General features: G+C 49.6%; 19 protein-coding genes, 1 other RNA gene and 7 pseudogenes. 13 read left to right on the top strand and 14 right to left on the bottom strand.

The features are described 5' to 3' along the window. Positions 1–1,195, bottom strand: a pseudogene (locus tag JCM10550_RS10155) (proteasome-activating nucleotidase); the annotation flags it as partial. Between the two features lie 146 nt (positions 1,196–1,341). On the opposite strand from JCM10550_RS10155, the gene JCM10550_RS10150 reads away from it, so the two are divergent. Next, positions 1,342–1,764 (top strand): multiprotein bridging factor aMBF1, encoded by a 423-nt coding sequence (locus JCM10550_RS10150; protein ID WP_245619007.1) that lies wholly within the window; start codon positions 1,342–1,344, stop codon positions 1,762–1,764. A 22-nt stretch (positions 1,765–1,786) separates the two neighbouring features. After that, positions 1,787–2,461: a triose-phosphate isomerase gene (gene tpiA / locus JCM10550_RS10145; protein WP_062398902.1), complete on the top strand. Its 675-nt coding sequence runs from the start codon at positions 1,787–1,789 to the stop codon at positions 2,459–2,461. On the opposite strand, the gene JCM10550_RS10140 is transcribed toward tpiA, so the two are convergent. The 4 genes from JCM10550_RS10140 to rnpB all read right to left on the bottom strand — a co-directional run bounded on the left by JCM10550_RS10140 (position 2,458) and on the right by rnpB (position 4,060). Next, entirely contained in the window at positions 2,458–3,021 is a 564-nt protein-coding gene (locus tag JCM10550_RS10140; RefSeq protein WP_062398900.1) for an XRE family transcriptional regulator, read from the bottom strand. The genes tpiA and JCM10550_RS10140 overlap by 4 nt on opposite strands. A 69-nt stretch (positions 3,022–3,090) precedes the next feature. Further along, the gene (locus JCM10550_RS10135; protein WP_062398898.1) at positions 3,091–3,309 is read right to left on the bottom strand and encodes a hypothetical protein; all 219 of its coding nucleotides are present in this window, start codon (positions 3,307–3,309) and stop codon (positions 3,091–3,093) included. 4 nt (positions 3,310–3,313) lie between these two features. Beyond that, the gene (locus JCM10550_RS10130) at positions 3,314–3,637 is read right to left on the bottom strand and encodes a hypothetical protein (protein ID WP_062398896.1); all 324 of its coding nucleotides are present in this window, start codon (positions 3,635–3,637) and stop codon (positions 3,314–3,316) included. Positions 3,638–3,701: 64 nt separating this feature from the next. Continuing rightward, positions 3,702–4,060, bottom strand: an RNA gene (gene rnpB / locus JCM10550_RS10125) — RNase P RNA component. Positions 4,061–4,093: 33 nt separating this feature from the next. Between rnpB and JCM10550_RS10120 the strand changes: the two are divergent. The 5 genes and pseudogenes from JCM10550_RS10120 (at position 4,094) to gltA (ending at position 10,028) form a co-directional block, all read left to right on the top strand. Then, positions 4,094–4,665 (top strand): annotated as a pseudogene (locus JCM10550_RS10120) (TIGR00296 family protein). Further along, positions 4,662–6,132 (top strand): annotated as a pseudogene (gene tgtA, locus JCM10550_RS10115) (tRNA guanosine(15) transglycosylase TgtA). The pseudogenes JCM10550_RS10120 and tgtA overlap by 4 nt, the downstream one beginning before the upstream one ends. Then, positions 6,119–7,777, top strand: a complete 1,659-nt coding sequence (gene arcS / locus JCM10550_RS10110; protein WP_062398894.1) for an archaeosine synthase subunit alpha — start codon at positions 6,119–6,121, stop codon at positions 7,775–7,777. The pseudogene tgtA and the gene arcS overlap by 14 nt, the downstream one beginning before the upstream one ends. A 45-nt stretch (positions 7,778–7,822) precedes the next feature. Beyond that, a pseudogene (locus JCM10550_RS10105) lies at positions 7,823–8,673 on the top strand (sulfide/dihydroorotate dehydrogenase-like FAD/NAD-binding protein). Then, a pseudogene (gltA, locus tag JCM10550_RS10100) lies at positions 8,670–10,028 on the top strand (NADPH-dependent glutamate synthase). Before JCM10550_RS10105 ends, gltA begins: the two co-directional pseudogenes overlap by 4 nt. A 167-nt stretch (positions 10,029–10,195) precedes the next feature. Here gltA and JCM10550_RS10095 read toward each other — a convergent pair. The 5 genes and pseudogenes from JCM10550_RS10095 to JCM10550_RS10080 form a co-directional block, all read right to left on the bottom strand. Continuing rightward, entirely contained in the window at positions 10,196–10,378 is a 183-nt protein-coding gene (locus JCM10550_RS10095; protein WP_062398892.1) for a hypothetical protein, read from the bottom strand. A gap of 584 nt (positions 10,379–10,962) precedes the next feature. Continuing rightward, positions 10,963–12,040: pseudogene (locus JCM10550_RS10090) on the bottom strand (GHMP kinase). A gap of 6 nt (positions 12,041–12,046) precedes the next feature. After that, entirely contained in the window at positions 12,047–12,292 is a 246-nt protein-coding gene (locus tag JCM10550_RS22835; RefSeq protein WP_245619006.1) for a ferredoxin domain-containing protein, read from the bottom strand. Positions 12,293–12,307: 15 nt separating this feature from the next. Next, a complete protein-coding gene (locus tag JCM10550_RS22830) occupies positions 12,308–12,604 on the bottom strand; it encodes a hypothetical protein (protein WP_245619004.1) in 297 nt (98 codons plus the stop codon). 156 nt (positions 12,605–12,760) lie between these two features. Then, a pseudogene (locus tag JCM10550_RS10080) lies at positions 12,761–13,472 on the bottom strand (glycosyltransferase family A protein). Between the two features lie 266 nt (positions 13,473–13,738). Between JCM10550_RS10080 and JCM10550_RS10075 the strand changes: the two are divergent. Continuing rightward, entirely contained in the window at positions 13,739–14,476 is a 738-nt protein-coding gene (locus JCM10550_RS10075; RefSeq protein WP_062398889.1) for a hypothetical protein, read from the top strand. A 217-nt stretch (positions 14,477–14,693) separates the two neighbouring features. Here JCM10550_RS10075 and JCM10550_RS10070 read toward each other — a convergent pair whose 3' ends face one another. The 3 genes from JCM10550_RS10070 to JCM10550_RS10060 all read right to left on the bottom strand — a co-directional run bounded on the left by JCM10550_RS10070 (position 14,694) and on the right by JCM10550_RS10060 (position 16,706). After that, positions 14,694–15,374, bottom strand: coding sequence for a hypothetical protein (locus tag JCM10550_RS10070; RefSeq protein ID WP_062398887.1), 681 nt, complete (start codon positions 15,372–15,374; stop codon positions 14,694–14,696). 278 nt (positions 15,375–15,652) lie between these two features. Then, positions 15,653–15,823 (bottom strand): DUF3303 domain-containing protein, encoded by a 171-nt coding sequence (locus JCM10550_RS10065; protein WP_245619002.1) that lies wholly within the window; start codon positions 15,821–15,823, stop codon positions 15,653–15,655. A gap of 700 nt (positions 15,824–16,523) precedes the next feature. After that, positions 16,524–16,706 (bottom strand): hypothetical protein, encoded by a 183-nt coding sequence (locus tag JCM10550_RS10060; protein WP_062398883.1) that lies wholly within the window; start codon positions 16,704–16,706, stop codon positions 16,524–16,526. A gap of 163 nt (positions 16,707–16,869) precedes the next feature. Between JCM10550_RS10060 and JCM10550_RS24980 the strand changes: the two genes are divergently transcribed. Genes JCM10550_RS24980 through JCM10550_RS10040 form a run of 4 tightly spaced genes read left to right on the top strand, consistent with a single transcriptional unit; the run spans position 16,870 to position 18,377 of the window. Beyond that, the gene (locus JCM10550_RS24980; protein ID WP_172673846.1) at positions 16,870–17,247 is read left to right on the top strand and encodes an ATP-binding cassette domain-containing protein; all 378 of its coding nucleotides are present in this window, start codon (positions 16,870–16,872) and stop codon (positions 17,245–17,247) included. Then, positions 17,144–17,581 (top strand): ATP-binding cassette domain-containing protein, encoded by a 438-nt coding sequence (locus JCM10550_RS10050; protein WP_172673845.1) that lies wholly within the window; start codon positions 17,144–17,146, stop codon positions 17,579–17,581. Before JCM10550_RS24980 ends, JCM10550_RS10050 begins: the two co-directional genes overlap by 104 nt. Positions 17,582–17,583: 2 nt before the next feature. After that, positions 17,584–17,925, top strand: a complete 342-nt coding sequence (locus JCM10550_RS10045; protein WP_062398877.1) for an ABC transporter permease — start codon at positions 17,584–17,586, stop codon at positions 17,923–17,925. Continuing rightward, entirely contained in the window at positions 17,886–18,377 is a 492-nt protein-coding gene (locus tag JCM10550_RS10040) for an ABC transporter permease (protein ID WP_245619016.1), read from the top strand. The genes JCM10550_RS10045 and JCM10550_RS10040 overlap by 40 nt, the downstream gene beginning before the upstream one ends. Before the next feature lie 410 nt (positions 18,378–18,787). Here JCM10550_RS10040 and JCM10550_RS10030 read toward each other — a convergent pair whose 3' ends face one another. Then, positions 18,788–19,426 carry a winged helix-turn-helix transcriptional regulator gene (locus tag JCM10550_RS10030; protein ID WP_172673844.1) on the bottom strand — a complete coding sequence of 213 codons (639 nt, stop codon included), beginning with the start codon at positions 19,424–19,426 and terminating at the stop codon, positions 18,788–18,790. Positions 19,427–19,910: 484 nt separating this feature from the next. Between JCM10550_RS10030 and JCM10550_RS10025 the strand changes: the two genes are divergently transcribed. Then, a complete protein-coding gene (locus JCM10550_RS10025) occupies positions 19,911–21,008 on the top strand; it encodes a hypothetical protein (RefSeq protein ID WP_062398869.1) in 1,098 nt (365 codons plus the stop codon). Positions 21,009–21,014: the final 6 nt, after the last annotated feature.

Raw genomic sequence — 21,014 nt, 5'->3', positions numbered from 1 at the left:
TGATGGGTAAGGTCAAAGGTAACCTTGTCAATTGCCTTGATAAAATCAGACTGGTAGACCTTTGTTCGTTCGGCACGAATGGCAAACATTCCTGCTCGGTACAGATTGCACGGAGTTCGGAACCATTCTTTCCGTCGGTTAGTTCGGCAATTTCATGGAGGTCAACGGTGACGTCAAGCGCCATATTTGCCGAATGGATCTCCATAATGGACCGTCGCCCATCAGAATTGGGCAGGGGGGAATTTCAATGATCCGGTCAAAACGGCCCGGCCGCAACAGTGCGTGATCCAGAATATCAATCCGGTTTGTGGCAGCGACGATTTTTACATCTCCACGGGATTCAAACCCGTCCATATCGGCAAGGAGCTGTATCAGGGTCCGCTGCACCTCACGGTCACCTGACGTGGTGCTCTCACTGCGCATCGCACCAATCGCATCGATTTCATCAATGAAGATGATCGACGGGGGGGCGTTCTTTTTCGCCAGTTCAAACAGTTCCCGTACGAGACGCGACCCCCCCTCGCCGATGTACTTCTGCACCAGCTCAGACCCCCCCACAACCCGGAGAAAATGGGCATGGGTCTCGTGGGCCACCGCACGGGCGAGCAGGGTCTTTCCCGTTCCCGGAGGGCCGTAGAGGAGGACTCCTTTCGGGGGGGGCGATTCCCACAGCTGAAAACAGTTCAGGGCGTGTTAATGGCAGTTCAACCGCTTCTTTCAGCTCGCGAACCTGTTCTTCCAGACCGCCAATATCGTCATATGTCTCTTCAGGAGAATCGACTACTTCCATACCGTAGATCTGGCTGTCGAATGCCTCCGGCAACACCTCAACAACCGTGAGTGATTGCTGATTCATCGTGCATCTCAGTCCGGGTTTCAGATCCTCAGGCTTCACAAAATTAGATACCCGTACCATAAATCGCGGACCTGCACTGCTCTGGACAATTACGCGCTGGTCATCAATGAGATCAGAAATGGTGCCAATAACAAGGGGGGGGCTCCGGAGTTTTTCAACTTCACTCTTCAGCTTTCTGATTTCACGTTCATAACGGATTTTCTGGTTTTCTACGTTCTTTTTTTCAATATCAAGCTGTCTTACCTGCTCTTTGAACTGTATATTTTTTGATTCGAGTGCTGCAATCCGGTTCAGAAGATACTCTTTCAGGTCTTCATCGCCGATCTCGGGATTTGGCACAGAGTAGTCCCCCCCATTTGAAACCTCAATTAGGTATATCTGTTCATATGACTATAAATCTGTTTACGATTTGAAATGTCCGAATGTGAAGTTTGTGGCGCATCAATCAATGGCGAGCAGTTCTTGTTCAGATTGGCGGAGCTAAGATGTGGGTGTGCCCGAAATGTGTAAAACTTGGTACAGAAATTAAAAAACCACCCGGTGCCCGAGTTCCGGGAGCGAAACCAAAGGTCGGCTCCAAAAAACCACAGACGAAGAGGCCTCGTGACGTTTTTGATCTGATGGGAGGAGATATTGTCGATGAGTTCAATGTTAAAATCCGCGAAGCCAGAATGGCCAAGGGGGGGTGGACACAGAAAAATCTCGCACAAGAAATAAAGGAAAAGGAAAATCTCATCAAAAAAATCGAAACCGGATTTGTCCCTGAAGACCGGGTACTCAAGAAAATCGGGACGGTTCTGGAGATTGAACTGATTGAATCGGTTGATGATAACGTGAAAACATCCGGTGGATCTGCCATGACGACAACCCTTGGAGATATGATCCGGATAAAAAAGCAGGGAAGATAATACTCACAGAAGGTTACCCAATATGGCTGTTCCATTCATTCTCATAAACCTGAAATCCTATACTGAGGGATTTGGACATAACGCACAGAGAATTGCTCAGAGTGCAGAACGAATCGCGTATGAGAATGATGTCAGAATCGGTCTGGCACCCGGATATATGGACATTCATCCATTACATGTTCATAATTCCCTGCCCGTTTTTGCCCAGCACATCGACGGTGTCACTCCGGGGGGGGCACACACCGGGCACATCGTTGCAGAGGCAGTGAAGGCGGCAGGTGCCACAGGGACGCTGATCAACCATGCCGAACGCAGGCTGACGCTTGCGGATATTGAAGCATCAAACCGTCTGGCCCGGACTGCAGGTCTTGAAACGGTCATATGCACAAATAATGTTGCCACCAGTGGCGCCGCAGCGTTTTTCAATCCGGATTATATCGCCATCGAACCCCCCCCGGAACTGATTGGCAGCGGAATATCGGTATCAAAAGCAGATCCCGAAATCATTGAAAATTCTGTTGCGGCAGTGCATTCCGTGAATGCAACGGTAAAGGTGCTGACCGGTGCCGGAATCACTACCGGTGAATGCGTCAGGACAGCGCTGGACCTTGGCACCGATGGTGTCCTTCTGGCATCCGGTGTGGTGAAAGCAAAGGATCCCGAAGCGGTTCTTCGCGATCTCGTATCACTGATTTAAGACAGGTGTCGTATGCAGTCGTGTTTGGTGATGACACCAACCACTTTTCCCTTATTCATGACAAGGACGGCATGGTGATTGCGGAGACTGTGAACGATCGCATCTATTTTTTCCGACGGCGCGACGGTGGGGAACCCTTCTTCCATGATGTCCGTGACTGTATTTTTCATCGACCGCTGAATCGTTCCGTTCTCCATGGCCGCGATGATCGCTGATTCCGATACACAGCCGATGGGGGGGACGCCATGTGCAATCACCGGAACCTGGGATATGCCATACTGTTCCATCACATCCACCGTATGTTCGATGGTCTCTTCAGGAGTGATGCTGATGACAGGGGGGGTGGTCATAATATCCCCCCCGGCAGACGTACGGGATGTCCTGGATTCATTCAGAATTTTCACAATCCGGCGGAGTGTGCTTGCCCGTGGATCAACGGTCCCGGTCTCTATCCGTGCAATCATGGACTGGGAAAAGCCTGCCCGTTCCGCCACATCTGATTGCGTCAGGCCTGCCTTGATACGTTGTTCCCGGATCTCATCCGGTGTTGGGATCTGCATATTGTTATTATTAGAGGTGATAATCCCAGAAAATAATATGCCCTTTGAAGATATTGTTCCGGGAAATGGTCAGGCGGTCTCCCTGCGGTAGAGCCCAAGGCGCTGAACGAGATAATCAGAGAGGTGTTCTTCCATTGCCTGCTCATCCATCGGTGACGCACAGACCGCCACACCGTATAACAGCATCAGGGCGGTATCAAGCATGTATGCATCCCGGATGTCTGTTTTTTCTTCCGGCAGTAGCACCGCCAGCCATTTGAAGCTGTCTTCATCGAATGCATACTCCATGTCATCAGTGGGGGATGGTTTGGCTATCATCATGCGAGGGATCGTGCCCTTCCCAGTCAAAACTGGATTTAATGGTCACCTGTCCGGGCATCTTGTGCAGTGCATCGCTCCCGACAATCAGGACAGCACGTACGAGAGCCTTAGGGATATGTTCCGTCTCCCGGAGGAGTTTCAACGCCTTATCCGCCTGCGCAACGGCCCGGTCATATAATCCCATCCGGTAGCCGATGAGCATGGACGCAATCGCGTGTCCGGCTGATTCATCGGGAAGGGGGCATTCTGTTTTCAGCTGTTGGATATATGTAGAAAAGAAGTCGGTGTCATTCATCGTTTATACTCCAGTAGTGATACCTTATGGTAAGCGGGTATAAACTTTTTCAAAACTGAAGAATGAGTGGGAGTAGTAAGCCCCCCCATTCTGTTTCTATACGGCATTCAGCTACGCGCCATACCCGGGCAGGCCCGGACCCGGCCTTGTTGCCCTGTTCTGGCTTGCACCCATAGGGTTTCACCGTTCCATCGAATCCTGCCGCTGTGCATCAGCGAGTTAACTCAGCACCTGGTGCCTTCTCGCCACCGGCCTTACAGCCGATGGCTCGGTCGCATCATCGCTAACGGCAGGGCGTGTCGTTTCTGTGTCAGAGCCGTGACTCTCGCCACCCGCACTTGCATGCGGCTACGCGTCCGGTTGGTGTGGGGGGGACTTTCCTCAGCAGCATTTAATGCCACCGTCAGCCGTACACTCCCTCTCCTATTAATATCGTATCTCGCAATATTTATGGGCATGGACGGGATCAGCAGTGAAGAGGGTGCGACGGCGGTGAAACTCGCACGCAGAATTCTTCAGGAGAAGATTGGCGGTGAAGAGATTGCGACAGTATCGGTGCCGGATTCATTCCGTGAAAAACGGGGGGGAGTATTCGTCACACTGAGCCGTAAAGGCGATTTAAGAGGCTGTATTGGATATCCGACACCGGTGCTTCCATTAGCAGTTGCGATTCCCGAAGCTGCACTCTCCGCCGCATTGCACGATCCGCGTTTTCAACCCGTACGCGCCGATGAACTTTCCGAAATTTCAATAGAGGTTACGATACTGACCCCTCCCGTTCTTGTTTTATCCCCTCCGGCCCGGCGTACGGAGCAGTCACCGTCGGAAAACACGGGCTGATTATTGCAGGCCACGAAAGAACCGGCCTGCTTCTCCCGCAGGTGCCGGTTGAATACCACTGGGATGCCAGAACATTTTTAGATCAGGTCTGCATAAAAGCAGGCCTTCCTCCCGGAACATGGAGAGATGATGACACGGAACTATACACATTTGAAGGACAGATATTTTATGAGGAGGAACACACATGATCACCTTTGAGAGCCAGCATAAAGATATATGGGCGAGAACAGGAAAACTCCGGGTCGGAGATAAAATCGCAAAAACACCTTTGCTCCTCCCGGTAATCAATCCGCACATCCAGTTGATACCACCGGAAGAGATGCAGCAGATGGGGGGGTTGAAGCCCTGATCACCAATGCATACATCTTCAGTAAAAGCGAGGAGTTTCGTGAGCGGGCAATGGATGAAGGTCTGCATGCAGTGCTCGGATTTGATGGCATTATCATGACGGACTCCGGTGCATTTCAGCAGTCGGTCTACGGGGGGGACGTGGCATTTTCAAATACCGACACGGTCCGGTTCCAGCGCCAGATAGGCAGTGAAATCATTGTCCCGATGGATATCGCCACCCCCGCCCGACCGGGACCATGAGGGAGCGGCAGAGGAACTCTCGGTGACTATGCAGCGGATTCGCGAAGCATGACAATCATTGACGACGGCCACCTCGCAGCCCCCCCGGTGCAGGGAGGCATCCACCCCCCCGATCTCCGGAAGAAGGCCGGAGAAGAAGTGCGGGAGACAGGCGCGGTATTCTGTCCCATCGGTGCGGTGGTGCCCCCCCTCATGGAATCCTACCGCTACCGCGATCTCGTTACTGTCGTGATGGCAGCCAAACAGACCCTCTCTCCGGCTCATGCATTCACCTCTTTGGGGGGGCAGGACATCCGTCGATGTTTGCCTTTGCAGCAGCCATGGGATGCGATGTCTTTGATTCTGCCGCCTATGCGCTCTACGCCCGCGAAGGACGATACATGACGGTCTCCGGCAGCTACAAACTGGCTGAACTCAGTGAACTCCCCCCCTGTGCCTGTGAAGTCTGCCGTTCCCATACGGCACGCGAACTGCAGGCATCACCGGATAAAGAGAAACTGCTTGCCAAACATAATCTTCTGGTCAGCCTGGGAGAGATTGCCCGTATCAGACAGAGCATTCAGGACGGCACCCTCTGGGAGCTCGTCGACGAACGCTGCAGAAACCACCCTCGCCTGCTTGACGGCTACCGGGAACTCCTGAAGTATACCGATGAGCTGCTGACCCGTGATTCGGTCACCAAACGGCGGTTCTTCTACCGCGGGAGTGAGTCCTGCAAACGCACAGAAGTTGTCCGCTACCACGAGATGGTCCCGCGGTTCTCTGTTGAAAATGCCATCCATATCAGCCTGAGTGATGAAAAGGGTCCGGATGGCGCAACCACGTTTATGTTTAAACCACCGTTTGGCCCCTATCCCCCCCACGGACTAAAGGAGACATTCCCTATCGGCCAGAGTGAAATCCCAGAATGGGATGACGTGATGGTCCGAAGCGGGTGCAAAGGCATCATCCAGTTGATCCATGCCAACCCGGGCATTCCTGTCACCATCCATACGGGTGAGAAATGGAAAGCAGTGATAACAGATGCACTAAAGGATGTGGAGGAATTCTATGAGTTTATTTGAACGTATTATTCGTGACGGCCCCCCCGGACGGACGGGGGGGAGATACACTTCCGGAAAAGATGTAGTGGCAACACCGGGTATCATCGACCCGAAAGAAATCTTTCCCGATCTGTTCAATCATCCGTTCGCCAATACACCACCGGAATTTCCGGATAAAATCCGGTCGCCAACGCCCATTCAGTATACTGGCATTCTGAATGCCTATGTCGGGGGGGAGATGCCGGATGGAACGGATGATGCTGCGGTCATCGTTCCGGGGTGTCATACCCTCTTTGAAAATCCCCCCCGGCGGTTCACGGAACTTCTGATTGCCCTCAAGGAGCGCTTCCCCCCCATGGACACGGCATGGTATGCACCGGCCAGTGCCCTCCCGTCAAATGCGGCCATGCTCATCTACTGCGGATTTGATCTCTTTGATTACCGGGCAGTAGACCTGATGACGGTACGCGGGCAGTTCTGTACACCCGACGGTGAGTATTCCTATGATGAGGTGCGGGATGCCGGGCTGTGCAACTGTGAAGGCTGCCAGAATCATGATCTCCGGCTCCATAACCGGATGGCACTGGAAAGAGAGGTGGCAACCGCACGCTGGTTCATCCGCTCACACGTATTCCGTGAATTCATTGAAAAACGGGTTCGGAATGCTGCCTGGCAGGTGGCGGCGATGCGCATCCTTGATGCCTCGCCCGCCTACTCTGAACCGATGACACCGATTGTGCGGAGCACCCCGTTCTCCGCCAATACCGCTGATTCCCTGAAACGAACCGAGGTCACGCGGTTTGTTGACCGGGTGATTGACCGGTTTATCCCGACCCGTACCGATACCGTGGTGCTTTTACCCTGCTCTGCACGCAAACCCTATTCCCTCTCACAGAGCCACCGCAAATTTTCGTATGCCATTCAGAACCGGGCACATGAACTGATTCTCACCTCTCCGATGGGCATTGTGCCCCGGGAGCTGGAGGCCATATACCCGGCAGGCCATTATGACATTCCGGTTACCGGTTACTGGGACCGCGAGGAACGGGAATTTATCGCATCATCGCTTGCACGCTACTTTGCAAAACACCAGTTTGGGAGAATTATCTCTCATCTGGATGAAAAAACGCATGCAATTGTTGAAGATGCGGCAACACGTGCAGGGGTTGAAATCGAATCCAGCTGTGCAAACGGTCGCCCGACTTCTCCTGAGTCCCTCAAAAACCTTGAGGAAAGCCTAAAAGGGGCACGCAAGATCTGGCCGGATGCAGTCAGGGGGGGCACCCTGTCCTGGCAGTTTGATCTGGACGTGGATACCAGTAACCTGATTCTGAAAGGCCGCCGGGGTCGCCGTAAGGTGATGAAGGGGCGCAATCAGATGTTCAGTATCGATGAGACCACCGGACTGCTGCGCCCCCCCACCATGGATGGCTGGGAACTTCTTGGAGACCGCTACCGTGTGATCATTGATGACTTCGTCCCGCAGGGCGATGTGCTTGCGCCGGGTATTGTCGATGCCGACCCTGCCATCCGCGAAGGGGGGGATGAGGTGTTTGTCACCGGCCCGCGTGCGCAGGCCACCGGCAAGGCGTTCATGGGTGCAAAAGAGATGCTGCATTCCACCCGTGGTATTGCGGTAAAGTTGCGTAAAGTAAAGAAGGGATAACTCCCAATAATATTCACATTCTTTATATCTTCTGGAGATGGCGCCGTGTACAAAATAGTAAAAAGGGAACAAATTGCTGATAATATCTTTGAATTCTGGATCAACGCACCCCATGTAACCAAGACCGGGCGTGCCGGACAGTTTGTGGTAATTCGTATTGATGAACACGGGGGGGAGAGAATTCCCCTGACCATTTCAGCTACCAAGGGTGAAGACGTCAGGATCGTCTTCATGGCAGTCGGTAAAACAACCCAGCAGCTGGCGGCCCTGGAGGAAGGGGGGGAGAGTATCCGCGATATCGCAGGCCCTCTCGGCATGCGTCGGAGGTAAAGAAATGGGGGGGCCGCTGTGCAGTAATCGGCGGGGGGGGCGTCGGCATTGCCTGCCTCCCGATTCTCGCACGGGAACTGAAGGCCGCAGGCAATGAGGTCACCGGCATTATTGGTGCACGGAATGAAGGGCTTCTGTTGCTTGAAGACGAACTCCGTGAGGCATGTGATGAACTGGTTATCTGTACGGATGACGGTTCAAAAGGACACCACGGATACCCTGCGGATATCCTGAAGAAGATGGTCGCTGACGAGGCACTTGATGCAGTCTGGATCATCGGCCCCGGCATTATGATGAAGATCACCTCATTTGCCACCCTCAATACCAATGTCAAGACCTTTGTCAGCCTGAACCCGATCATGGTGGACGGGACCGGCATGTGTGGTTCGTGCAGGGTGACGATTGCAGGCGAGACGAAATTTGCCTGTGTCGACGGACCGGAGTTCGATGCACACCAGGTGGACTGGGACGAACTGATGAACCGCCAGCGCACCTACACCGGACAGGAGAAGGAATCCCTGGAACACTACCATGAGCATACATGCCGGTGTGGTGAGCACAAATGAACCGCAGGTCACCGGAAGCACGTCTTCAGGATTTCGATGAGGTTGCAACGGGCCTTTCCGAACAGCATGCCGTGCTTGAGGCACTGCGCTGCATGGGCTGCCCCCCCCGTCCTCTCTGTGTAAACGGCTGCCCGGTATCCATCGATATACCGGGTTTCATCAATGCTATCGCAAACGAAGATTTCCGGGCTGCCGCCCGGATTATTAAGCAGGACAATATGCTCCCTGCGATATGCGGACGAGTCTGCCCCCCCAGGAGGCACAGTGCCAGGGTACCTGTATTCTGGGAAAGAAGGACAAGCCGGTGCGTATCGGTGCGCTGGAACGGTTTGTTGCAGACTGGGAGAGAGAGAATGGTGTTGAAGCGCCAGAGGTTGCACCTGCAACAGGCAAGCGGGTGGCCGTGGTCGGGTCGGGCCCTGCCGGAATTACGGCAGCAACGGAATGCCTCCGCGCCGGACATGAGGTCACCATCTTTGAGTCCCTGCATGAAGCAGGCGGGGTACTGACATACGGTATTCCGGCATTCCGGATGCCCAAGGACATTGTCCAATTTGAGATCAAACAGGTGCTTGGTCTTGGCGCCGAATTGCGGCTGAACCATATCGTCGGACGCAGCGTCCCGGTCGATGAACTGCTCGCCTATGATGCCGTGTTCATCGGCACGGGAGCAGGTCTTCCCTACTTCATGGGTATTGAGGGTGAGAATTTCAGCGGCGTGTATTCAGCCAATGAATTCCTGACCCGTGTCAACCTGATGCATGCCGACCGGTTCCCGGAGTTTGACACACCCATCATCCGCGGCAGCAGGGTAGCCGTCATTGGCGGTGGCAATGTGGCCATGGATTCCGCCCGTGTCGCCCGCAGGCTCGGGGCACAGGTATATCTCATCTACCGGCGGCGGGAAGAGGACCTGCCTGCACGTGAGGAAGAAGTGGCAAACGCCATTCAGGAAGGCGTGGAGTTTGTCTGCTGTGCCAACCGACGCAGATTCTGGGTGGTCCGGAAGTGCAGGGTATCGAGTGCACCCGCATGGATATGTGCGAGTGTGACGAGAGCGGTCGGCCCGTTCCCCGTGCCTGCACGGGAGAGGACAGTACGTTCACTCTTGATGTTGATGTTGTCATTGAAGCCATCGGTCAGGGCCCGAACCCGCTTCTCGCAGGACTGATTCCCGGACTGAAACGGGGGGGAAGCGCGGCAACATTGACGTGGATGAAGACGGTCGGACATCCATTCCGCATGTCTTTGCGGGCGGCGATATTGCAACCGGTGCGGCAACTGTGATCTGGGCAATGGGATCTGCCAAGAAGGCGGCAGCGGCAATGAACGAGATGCTTGCTGATTCAGAATAATATTTTCTTTTTTTGGTGCCGGAATGAATGCCGGACCTGAATTTCCCATCGAGTAAATAGAGGATATATCTCGACAGTCGGGAAAAAGGGGGGGACGTCAGTGTTTGAGGCGCTGAAAAAATAGCTACTCAAAAATAGAACCAAATCAGATGTGAGCCGCCAAACTCTTACTTACCCATCTGGTGCAGTGCGAGAATATTCCCCCCCTCAGTATCCTTAAACCAGGCGGACTTATCGCCACCAACTCCGGTTGCAATCCCGTTCACGGTTTTAAGCTCCGGCAGATCAAACTCATCAAACATGATACCCTTTTCTCTGAGGTCCTGTGTTTCCGCCTCGATATCAAGCACAACGAACCCCCGCTACAGTATGGTCTGCCTTCGTTGGTGCACGCTTATAAATATACAGAACTGTCCCTTCCCCGCACTCAAAGAAGACTTCACTCGGGCCAGACTGAACAACCTTCAGTCCCAGTTTTTTTCATAAAATTCTCGTGCACGTTCGAGTTCCACAACCGGTAGAGTCGGTACTACTTTCATATTCAACAGCATCTCTTTTTCACCTCTAATGACAGCGGACACCGTCCCTGTCAGGCGGGGGGATGAGCTACGAACGAACTTAATGATATGCACGGCGTTGATCCACCGCCTTCTTGCCTCTTCTGGAGGACGCAACCATTAATCGGTATGATTTCCACAGGAACATCTTATTCACATACCCTAAACAGACGTGGTGCCATAAGGCACAGAGATATTTTGCAGAATAAGAGGCTGCATTTCAACAGTCAGGAAAAAGGGGGGGAAGTCAATGTTTGAGACGCCAGAAAAAACCGGCTGAAGAGAATCCATTCACAATTCCGTGTCTCATGACTGAAAAAATAGATGAAAATTATGATGACAGAATCCGGAAATTCACCGGATTCAGAATTATACTCTCAAAGAATTTTGATGCCTTCGTTGTCTACCTGTGTCTCAAGGGCAATCTCTATCCCGAGGGGGGGTTTCAGGACGGCTTCAACCTCTGCACGGGACGACTCGGTAATAACCGCGATGGTGGGACCGACGGAACTCATAGCTACAAACTCAAACCCTGCCTCCCTGAGCTGGCTCATGTACTGGTAGATGATGAAACTGTTGTGTTCCACTTCCGCACGTTTTGAGCCCCCCCGGAACTCTATTTCCCAGATGACATCCCCGGCACGGCGCAGGTCGTCATGAATCAGGGCGGGGGGGATGAGATCCATCAGCACCATATATGCCTTCAGTTCACGGTCACGGTAATCCAGATTGCGTGCCCGGTTCATCAACACATTGAACTCGCTCTCTCCTGCTGCATCAGCCTCCACAGGGGGGATGATGATGAATACATTCTTGTTTTTGGCAAAGGTGTGGCGGCAGACGAGGGTCAGTTCGTCTCCCAGCACCGCATCCCGCCATAGGTGACTGCCGCAGGCCCGACACCGGTCTCAAATCCCGGTACGACCTCTCCGGTCGCGGTCTCTTCCACATAGTTATACCCGACAAGAAGCCGGAGCTGTTCTGTTGTCAGGGTGAACCGAGGGCGGCGTTCATGGCATGGGCGACCGCGGTCAGCACAGATCCTGTGGACCCGAGGCCGACATGTTTGCGTTCGTGGTCAACCACGGTGATGCAAAATCCTCCGGTATAGCCGGTGACCTTCTGCAGCACCGCCACCAGGTGAAGGATCATCGGCACGCGGGTATAGTTGATTTCAATGCCGGACGGAATGCATTCCACCGTTGCGGTGGAATAGAGCTGGAGGCAAAGCCAAATCCCCCCGCCGCCCGGCCGGTTGGGTGCAAACCGGTTCATATCAAGAACGGTCAGATGGATACGGGCAGGCACCCGGACGGTAACGGGGGGGTTCTCTGAAATTTCAAGGAGGTAGTCCTTCTCATAGCCAAGGGTATTGATGTTCTCTCCCGGAGGGAATGCAGAGAATTCATACTCGACAAGGTCGAGGTCTCCTCCCCGGATGGTCATTTTTGCCATGCTGCATCACACCTTCCGGTCAAAGAAAATATTCTTGCCTGCTGCCCGAACGGGTATCGCGTATGCCACCGAACATTCCGGAAGCCAGTCAAGGCTGAGTGCCGCTACACCTGCGGAGTACATCACCCTGTTGTCCAGGTTATGGATGGATGCCGTCTTTACCGCAGAACCGACGGCAATGCCAGATCTGCCATCTTGATGACACAGTTGGGGGGGCCGGAGAACGGCAGGTTCTGATCCTTTTTGGTCCATGCCTCAGCCATCTCTTTACAGGTGGCATAGCCGCATCCCCCCCGCAGTTGAGGCCGAGTACGCTGCCCCCCCCGCACATCCAAGGATCACACATGCATCAGCGGATGCGATATTTCCGGCATCACGGATGAAAAATCCGATCTCGTCACGCTCTCCAATCCGTTTCATTTCATCAGAGAGGACGGTTAGTTCATCCCCCCCTGTTTTCACGACTGCTGTGATGGAATCGGTTGCCTTCCCTTTCGGGGCGGTCCGTGCAGAGAGGATCATCAGGTCTGCGACCATTCCTGCTGCACGGGTTTCAGGATTCATAACAGATATGAGCAGAAGACTGCCTATAAAACCTTCTATCCGAATGATGCGGATAAGGGAAGAATAATGGAAAAAACAAAATGGACGATGATGTGGGGGACAGACGCAGTTCTGAATGCATCAGTCCGTATTTTTGTGTGCGGAAAAAACGGGTCGTTACTGGTATTCACGTTTTGAATACTGGCAGTCGTCCGAGTCCCCCCCGCCTTTCCGGACTATATGTACCCATTCATAGAGGGATTTCAGGGTTCCGAACTGATCATACCGGCGCATGGAGAACGCGACCCGCATCTTGGGACAGAACCGGACGGTGCCCTCATGGACAACCCGTCGGGCAATTTCCAGATCATCCCCCCCTGCGTCACAGACCTTGTAGCCGCCGATGTTCATGAAGGCAGCTCTGCGAAACGCCGTATTACATCCGAGGGTATAGTAGAGCGCTTCGTGTAATACCCAATCCGTGAGAAGGTGTTGGCAAGGCCGAGATTGACGCGGTTTTTTATGCCGTCCTCAAGCGGGTAGACGGTGCCGTAAATGGCTGCCGCTTCGGGATGGGCAGCAAATTCGGCATACACGGTCTCAACCCATTCCGGAGGCAAAACGCAGTCCCCCCCGTCCGTTGTGGCAATAATATCTGCCGTTGCAAGGTCGGCACCGTCATTTCTGGCACCGCCCACCTTTGCACGAGTCTGAATGATGACCTTGTCTGCATACTTCCGGGCAATATCACGCGTGGTATCCTTTGAATTTCCGTCCACAACAATGAGTTCGTATTCTGTTCGGTTCATCGTCTGGTTACAGAGTGACTCAAGCACCTGCCGATATTTTTCTCTTCGTTGTATGTCGGAATAACTACTGAAACTTTCATGATAAGCCACCGGTGATATTGCAATACTGCAGAATACCGTGGGTACATATTGCCGGTAAAAATACTTGAACGTGTGGAACGGGGGGGGTTGGGATGGGGGGGGCATTATGACGGGTAATTTTTACGGGCACGACTCCTTGAGGAGTCTGAATATAACGAAAGCAACCATTGTATGCAAATGATCTCTGCATCTTGCAAGGCTATCTAACTATTTAGATACTATAATTTATCGGAATATGTATATTTTTGGCAATTATAATAGTGGCATGGATTTTCTTGAGATCCCCCCCGAAATAATGGATGAATTGAAAATTATGAAAGATTCATTTATGGAATTAATAATTGATAGTCCGGGTGAATTTATTGAAATGGGATTTGAAATGTCACCTCTATTTAATTCCTGTAAAAAAATATGGACCTCAATGAATGAATTAAAATTCAAAGCATTTTTGAAATTTATGTATTCTAATTCCACATTCAAAGAATCCGACAGGCAAAAGATGTATGGATATCTGGAAAATCCAAAAAATTGTATCTTAATATCTGAAATTATTGATTCAGCGATAAATTCAAAATCCCTCAGATGCAGTGCCATACTTGGATATTACGCCGGAAAAATACTCAGTGAACAGAAACCTGTAGAATATAAAGATCATCTGGTAATTAATGGGCTAAGAGTAATGTTTGATGAAGATCTTGAGATATTCTGTGGAGTTTACGAATACTATCTGAAATATCCTGATAATTATAAACATAATGATTGTTCATTTGCCAGAATATCTGACATGATGGATAATTTTGATAATCCATCATTTACTCAATCTGATGCGGAAATTTCATTTGAAAAGTTGAAAGGCGTTCAACTTGTGGGATATGATATGGGAGGAACAAATAGCGTAGGAAATGCATGGGGTTCGTTTCTGTTCAACAAATATTCAGATTATTTTTATGAAATTGTTAAAGAATCAAACCAGTTGAGTATTCCAACAAATTTGAAGACATAAATATATCCACACTTACCACAAATCCAGCAAAGAGACCCATATTGTATAATATTTCAGATATGCACATCGATGTTATGAAGAATAATTCCCCCAATTGGATCTTTTAATGTGGATGCCGTTGTGTCCCCCCTCCTCGGAAATACTTTTTTTTGACGGGACACCTGTGATATCCTGAGAGTATTGATCCATCTGAATCGGTGGGAAACGGTCACTTCGACTATTTCATATCTTTTGACGAGTAGACGATGTGCAAAGGCATTGTGGTGTTCAGGGAATATTCTCTGTTCTGGACGGGTGATACAAATAAGAATTCATCCCGAAGCTGAACTGACCCCCCCAGAACAAGATTTCTGTCAAAGGTGAATATCGCCACCGAATCATCGAGTCCGTCAATACTTCCGGAATAGGAATCAATACCGTCATCGATATCTTCGAAATTCATCCTTTCAAGATGCATATCATATGCCTGACCATGGACGGTCACCTTCAGTGAATTGTTTTGATCCGGGTTCAGATGTGTCTGGCTGAACTGCACAATGTCATATCTGTTCACCGTTGACGGGATGGTTAATGGTCCATACTCGTCTGCCAATGATTCCAACGTACTACCCAATGCTAATACGTCGGTTTTCATCACATGCGTAGAACCGGATATTTCAAACATTGCTCCTGAATGAACGGAGGTATCCGTACCCAGCATCTTTTCATCGGCACTTACCACCAGTAAAACAATCGTCCCGACAAGCACCATTCCCATCAGCAGGCCCAGAGCCCGCAGACCGGTATTTAATTTCATTTTCCCCCCCTCTCCAAGTATGTTTGCCACAGGCAGACCAGTCCCCCCCCGATGTTCAGGAAGAATCAACTCCTCTGAAGACTGTTTTACTTCATCATACATACCTCTTCAGACCACATCGTCGAAATGGCTGAACCCGTTTCGATGATGAACGATATCGTGAAAGAAATAATGTCGAAACGGCACAGTCATTAAAAGAAGATTTGGAGAAGATCTGAAGGCACGAAGAGATCGATTTCAGGTAAAAGAGAATAAAATCAACGTGATTCTCTATATCATTACGAAAGCGGCTCAATATGTTGCTTTCGTTGTCATATTTGAGGGATTCAACAGAGCCCAAAAATAAAAAAAAGATCTTCCTGCTTTGCCTTCGCGGTCTATCACATCTGTTTGATCGCATCCTCGATCGTCATGGCCGGTACGATGTGCGCTACTCCAAATGAACTGAATGGCAGTGTGATCTTCAGGAGGGATTCCTCATTCGGGGGGGCCTCAAATATCGCAGCCGACATATGCCTCCCGATCAGGAGATACCGGTGAAGGACTTTCACCTCAGACGGAAATTTGAAGCTCTTCCATAATTCGATAACCCGGGTGGTGTGATCCGGATCGAATTCATACCACATAACAAATAACATCTCTTCTACCTCGCCCCCCCCTTATGGCTGATGTTGTATAAATAACTGCCCCCCCGGTTGTATTGGAGGGGGGGCCTCTTCATTCCAACTATCACGCACCGGATGGTGGGCCATGTCACCCCCCCATTACCATCATCAGGCCCTCCGATGTTCCGGAAGAATGAGATCCTCGGAAGATTAATATCATCATATATATCTCTTCAGACCATATCGTCGAAATGGCCGAATCCGTTTTGGTGATGCTGCCGGAAGAGCAGGATACCGATTCCGGAGAGATCATTGAAGAAAGAATCACGGCACCTGGTAAAGCAACGTTTAAATAACCCTTAAAATAGTCTGAGACCCGGAAATACGTGTCCACACAGAGGCCCGGAGCGGCCCTTTCTCAACCAGAGATAACCCATACATCCTCTCAAAACATCCATCAATAGCGACCCCTTATTAGTCTGCAATATGCAGTCATTTTTGGAAATAACAGACATTACTACCTTAGTTTTCCGACAATAAAAAATGACAAAAAATACGCATGTTCTACCCTCCGATTCCCCTGTACTGGGCATCAAAGAGGGTGAGAAAGGGTGACAAAAAACCGGGGGGGTGAGGGACGAACCCGTTAATTTTCCGTTTTTGATGCATTCTTCAGCGTCCAGGCAACAACGATGCCAAACATCAGGATAATAAACACGGACAGATAGAATCCGGTTGTCGTAGCACCTGCTATGATATTATAGATATTTGCAAGAATGATAACAAGACTTCCGATGAAAATAATAAGCTCTCGGGGAGTATACTTCATAAAATATACATCACACAGACGTTATTTATGCATATTGTTATGCTGCCGTTTTGCATGTCTTCTTTCGCGATGAACATGCTGATCGTCTGTTGGTGAACCATTCATTTTGGCAGATGAGTCATGTGGTGAATTATTGTTTGGGGGGGTGCAGATTATACGGTGGATGCGAGGGAGTGAAACAGATAAACACTTACCCGTGAACAGATCAAACCTGATAATCAAAGGGCCGTACATCATGGAAGAAGAGATCATCCGGTATGACGAGGTATCCGTGGTGTTCGATAGAAAAACCGTTATCGAACACTTCTCCCTTGGCGTCTGCAAAGGCGAGAAGGTCATACTCCGGGGGGGTATCTCAGGCTCCGGCAAATCAAGCCTGTTGAAGATGGCACAGGGATATGTCAGACCGTATACCGGCACGGTTTCCTACCGAAAGCATGAGATTGATGCAGCTACCGCATGGCACATCCGGCAGGAGACTGCATACGTATCGCAGGATACCGACATCGGGGGGGGAGGGAACCGTCAGGGAACTGATTGACGGTGTCTTTGGATACGCTGCAAACAAAACGATCCTTTACCAAAACAATCTGAACGGATATCTCACCCTTTTTGCTCTGGACGAGACCATCCTTGACAAGGATTTCCGTTCCCTTTCCGGGGGGGAAAAACAGAGAATCGTTATTGTCATCACGCTCCTGCTCGAACGAACAATATTTTTTCTGGATGAGATCACAGCAGCCCTTGACAACCGGATGAAACAGCAGGTGGCAGACTACTTTCTCTCTCACGAGGACTGGACGGTTCTTGCCATATCACACGATGATACCTGGTACCGTGAAGGAGTCCGCATCATTCCCGTCGGAGACAGCTGAAAATGGCCACGCCTGCCATTCCCATATCGGGCATCTTCTTTGCCTTCCTTCTGCTTGCCATTCCCGTTTTTGTCATGCACAAAACCCGCCTGCCGATGATCCGGGAGACAGTCTGGTCGTTTCTCCGGATGTCCATACAGCTGGGCCTTGCCGGTATTTTTCTGACGGTGCTCTTTGAATATAACAATGCTTTCCTGAACGTCCTCTGGTTGTGTATCATGATCACGGTTGCGGCGTATGAGTCCGTCCGAAAGCAGGAATTAAACATCCGAAAACTCTACCTGCGACCGTTGTTGCCTTTGTCATTACCACCGTATTCTGTCTCGTCTATTTTGAGGCCCTGATTCTTCAGGATGGCGGGTTGTCGGAAGCCCGATTTCTGATACCCATCGGCGGCATGCTGCTGGGCAACTCCCTTGGAGGGACTATCATTGCCGTAGCCCTCTTCTATAATGACCTGCGCAGAAACGAGAACCGCTACGTTTCGGGGCTTTCATTCGGTGCACAGAGAACCGAGGCCCTCCTCCCGTATTTCCGAACCGCACTGAAGTCCGCACTCATGCCCTCGCTGGGAAATGTCGCGGTGATGGGCATTGTGTTTCTGCCGGGGGGGCTCATGACCGGACAGCTGATAGCAGGTCTCTCCCCGATGATAGCCATTACCTATCAGATTGCCCTGATGCTCGCGATATATACATCAAGAACAATCTGTGTCACGATCGCGATTATTCTCACGTCGTATGTCAGCTTCGATGAATTCGGTATGCTGAAGAAAGAGATATTTATCGGGAAATGAGGAGACAGGGGGTTGCGTCTGCGTCTCGTTCGTGTCGCACCACGGATATCACGCAATATGCCCAATCCCATCTACCGGGTTCCCACGGGATGATACCATCCCCCCCTGTTGTCATCCCTTTTCCACCCGTTTTGCCTTCCTGCATTGGGGAATCAAAGGACGGAATGAAGATATTTTCTGCACGGAATTTCTGCCGGAATAAAATATTGTGCCGACACCGTCTGCACAATTTGCGGATATACGCGGTAAAACCGGAGATAATCATAGAGCTGACGGTAGATGTCAGATCCTGAAGGGATAAAATACTCACGGGAAATGAAAAAAATTGCCGACATTCTCAGATTCAGATCTGGCAGGGGTTTTCAGATCTCCGGGAATATCACGCATCCAGCTATAACTGGGATTATGGATCACATTTCAGGTAGTGGTTTCCGAACATCTGAGAGGCAATAACAGACAGAATTGCCTGAATATGTTGCTCTGACAATTCCGAGTGAGATGAGTCTCTTCATGTGCCAGGTGACAGTAGGGCCGGTAATATCCAAATGTTCAGAGAGTTCTTTTCGGGATATTTCTTTGTTCTTCAGAAGGATTGAATAGATTTCCTTCCCGGTTTTGCTTTTCAGAGCTATGATCATACCTTTCTCAGAGTCGGTTACAGACCCGCCCGCATTAAAGTAACCGATAAATCCATTTATCTGATATTTTTCAAGATATCTATATCGTACCAGCATCTCAAGATGATATCTGAAATCTCCCTCAGTATGGGATGACGCTCCCTTAAGTTCAGTATAACTCATGCCGGGATGCTCTTTTACAACACGCCAGATCTCTTTTCTTTTACTGTTACACAGGATATTATCTTTATTTACAGACTTAAATTGTAGAACCGGAACAAAATTCACTGCCAATAATATCTGCCGTACACCCTGTCCGTCAAGGCCAATTGAACTGGTGATCTGATTGAATACCAGAAGGAGAGAAGGAAAAAATACGTATCCCTCATTTCCGTTTTTATACTTATCAAGTGCGTCATCATAGTTCGTCACCCCCCCGGTTGCGGCTGCAACCCCCCCAGGCACCAGACAGATGATGAAAAGGATCAGGAAAAATCGTTTGTTCACCCCCCCGTTGTATTGTTTGGTGAAGTTTTCTGTGATTATCATTTGTCCCCCCCCGTGTATTAGTTCTGCAAAGCATATCTGCAAAAATCCCGTATCTTTTTATTGTTCCTCCATTCATATGCGGTTTATGGGACAAACCCCCCCGAACTGATTTGGATTGAACCGGATCATTGTATCCTGTCGAAATGAAGAAATTATTTTTCTCCTTCACTGTTCTGACAAAAATATATCCTCAGTTTTTTACTTCACTCAAATTCCTAAAATTTTCCAGATATTTATTTAGAGCTCTGAATGAGCAGCGGAGATATCCGACGGGTAGAGAGTTCTGCCACAAATCGTATTTAAGAACGTGAATATTATAATCTGATGTGGATGTACACAATCCAGATTTACCATATGTCTCTGAAAGATGCAGACAGGAGATATATTGTGCACATCAAACACCGGTGAAGATGAAATGTCAAAAAAAATCATAGTTATATCCCTGGCAGCCATAATTCTGGTAGCCTTCTGTTCTGTAGTGTTTATATCGTATACACATGCCAATCCTGAAGATTCAACAGATATTAAACCCGATATTCAGGAACCAACAGTTAAACTTTCAGAAACAGAATCAATCAATGGTGATGCCAACAATATCAAAACTCCCAAAACCATCAAAGAAAAAATTGTTGAATTATTTCCGGATATGGATATTGAATCATTAAAGCCCAGAGCTGAACCGGACTGGTTTATAAAAGGAAAAACATATCAGATATATGAGAATGCAATCACAAAGAAGGGAAAAAAATACCGAATAAAAGTTGATTCAGATTCCGAAGAAATAATACAGTTTTACCCCCTGTATGGGATGCACCAGAAAAAAGGAGAATTAGAAATTTCACTGGAAGATGCAGAAATAATCGCCCGGAAGCTATTACGAAATATAACCGGAGATAAAGCAGATTATTACATAAATAATTCAGTGATCACGTCGTCATATTTTCAAAATACGACTGCTGATGTCAGGTATACTCGGATACGGAATGGAATTCCGTATCTGACGAATGGAATCAAATTTTGCATAGACCCCCCCATGAATGGTGACGTCCTCGGTTATTCCAAATTCTGGCTGGATATTGAAAATATCACATTCCCATCTTCAGAACCTGATATAACATTGGATGAAGCTAAAAAAATTGTTGAGACAACCGTCAATGAAAAATACCCCCCCGGAACGGTGAAAAGTTTCACATTTAAGTCATCCCAGGAAGGTTTAGATACCATAAATCTGTGCTGGAATGATGATCCTGTACTGTTATATTATGAGAAAGAAATGCCTATCCGCCTTGTATGGCCGTTTTTTTTTCAAGTAGAATTAAATGAGAATCCTGAAGAGGAACCGGATAACCACAGAATACATTATTTGACCGTCGTTGACGCACATTCAGGTGAGATTCTTGAGTTATATTATGAAGATATTTCAATAGATGCGAGGAAACAATTTCGTGAAAACGATATTGATTGATTTATG

Source organism: Methanogenium cariaci JCM 10550, from assembly GCF_001315945.1.
Lineage (GTDB): Archaea > Halobacteriota > Methanomicrobia > Methanomicrobiales > Methanomicrobiaceae > Methanogenium > Methanogenium cariaci.
This window is presented reverse-complemented; position numbering and strand designations above follow the sequence as displayed.

What these genes read in the sequence shown, in the direction of transcription:
- JCM10550_RS10045 (WP_062398877.1), top strand. Translation starts at nt 17,584, where the DNA reads ATGGCCACGCCTGCCATTCCCATATCGGGCATCTTCTTTGCCTTCCTT.
- JCM10550_RS10070 (WP_062398887.1), bottom strand. Translation starts at nt 15,374, where the DNA reads ATGTATGATGAAGTAAAACAGTCTTCAGAGGAGTTGATTCTTCCTGAA.
- JCM10550_RS24980 (WP_172673846.1), top strand. Translation starts at nt 16,870, where the DNA reads ATGCGAGGGAGTGAAACAGATAAACACTTACCCGTGAACAGATCAAAC.
- JCM10550_RS10060 (WP_062398883.1), bottom strand. Translation starts at nt 16,706, where the DNA reads ATGAAGTATACTCCCCGAGAGCTTATTATTTTCATCGGAAGTCTTGTT.
- JCM10550_RS10050 (WP_172673845.1), top strand. Translation starts at nt 17,144, where the DNA reads ATGAGATTGATGCAGCTACCGCATGGCACATCCGGCAGGAGACTGCAT.
- JCM10550_RS10130 (WP_062398896.1), bottom strand. Translation starts at nt 3,637, where the DNA reads ATGAATGACACCGACTTCTTTTCTACATATATCCAACAGCTGAAAACA.
- JCM10550_RS10140 (WP_062398900.1), bottom strand. Translation starts at nt 3,021, where the DNA reads ATGCAGATCCCAACACCGGATGAGATCCGGGAACAACGTATCAAGGCA.
- arcS (WP_062398894.1), top strand. Translation starts at nt 6,119, where the DNA reads ATGAGTTTATTTGAACGTATTATTCGTGACGGCCCCCCCGGACGGACG.
- JCM10550_RS22830 (WP_245619004.1), bottom strand. Translation starts at nt 12,604, where the DNA reads ATGAATCCTGAAACCCGTGCAGCAGGAATGGTCGCAGACCTGATGATC.
- JCM10550_RS10150 (WP_245619007.1), top strand. Translation starts at nt 1,342, where the DNA reads ATGTGGGTGTGCCCGAAATGTGTAAAACTTGGTACAGAAATTAAAAAA.
- JCM10550_RS10075 (WP_062398889.1), top strand. Translation starts at nt 13,739, where the DNA reads ATGGATTTTCTTGAGATCCCCCCCGAAATAATGGATGAATTGAAAATT.
- JCM10550_RS10025 (WP_062398869.1), top strand. Translation starts at nt 19,911, where the DNA reads ATGCAGACAGGAGATATATTGTGCACATCAAACACCGGTGAAGATGAA.
- tpiA (WP_062398902.1), top strand. Translation starts at nt 1,787, where the DNA reads ATGGCTGTTCCATTCATTCTCATAAACCTGAAATCCTATACTGAGGGA.
- JCM10550_RS10135 (WP_062398898.1), bottom strand. Translation starts at nt 3,309, where the DNA reads ATGGAGTATGCATTCGATGAAGACAGCTTCAAATGGCTGGCGGTGCTA.
- JCM10550_RS22835 (WP_245619006.1), bottom strand. Translation starts at nt 12,292, where the DNA reads ATGGACCAAAAAGGATCAGAACCTGCCGTTCTCCGGCCCCCCCAACTG.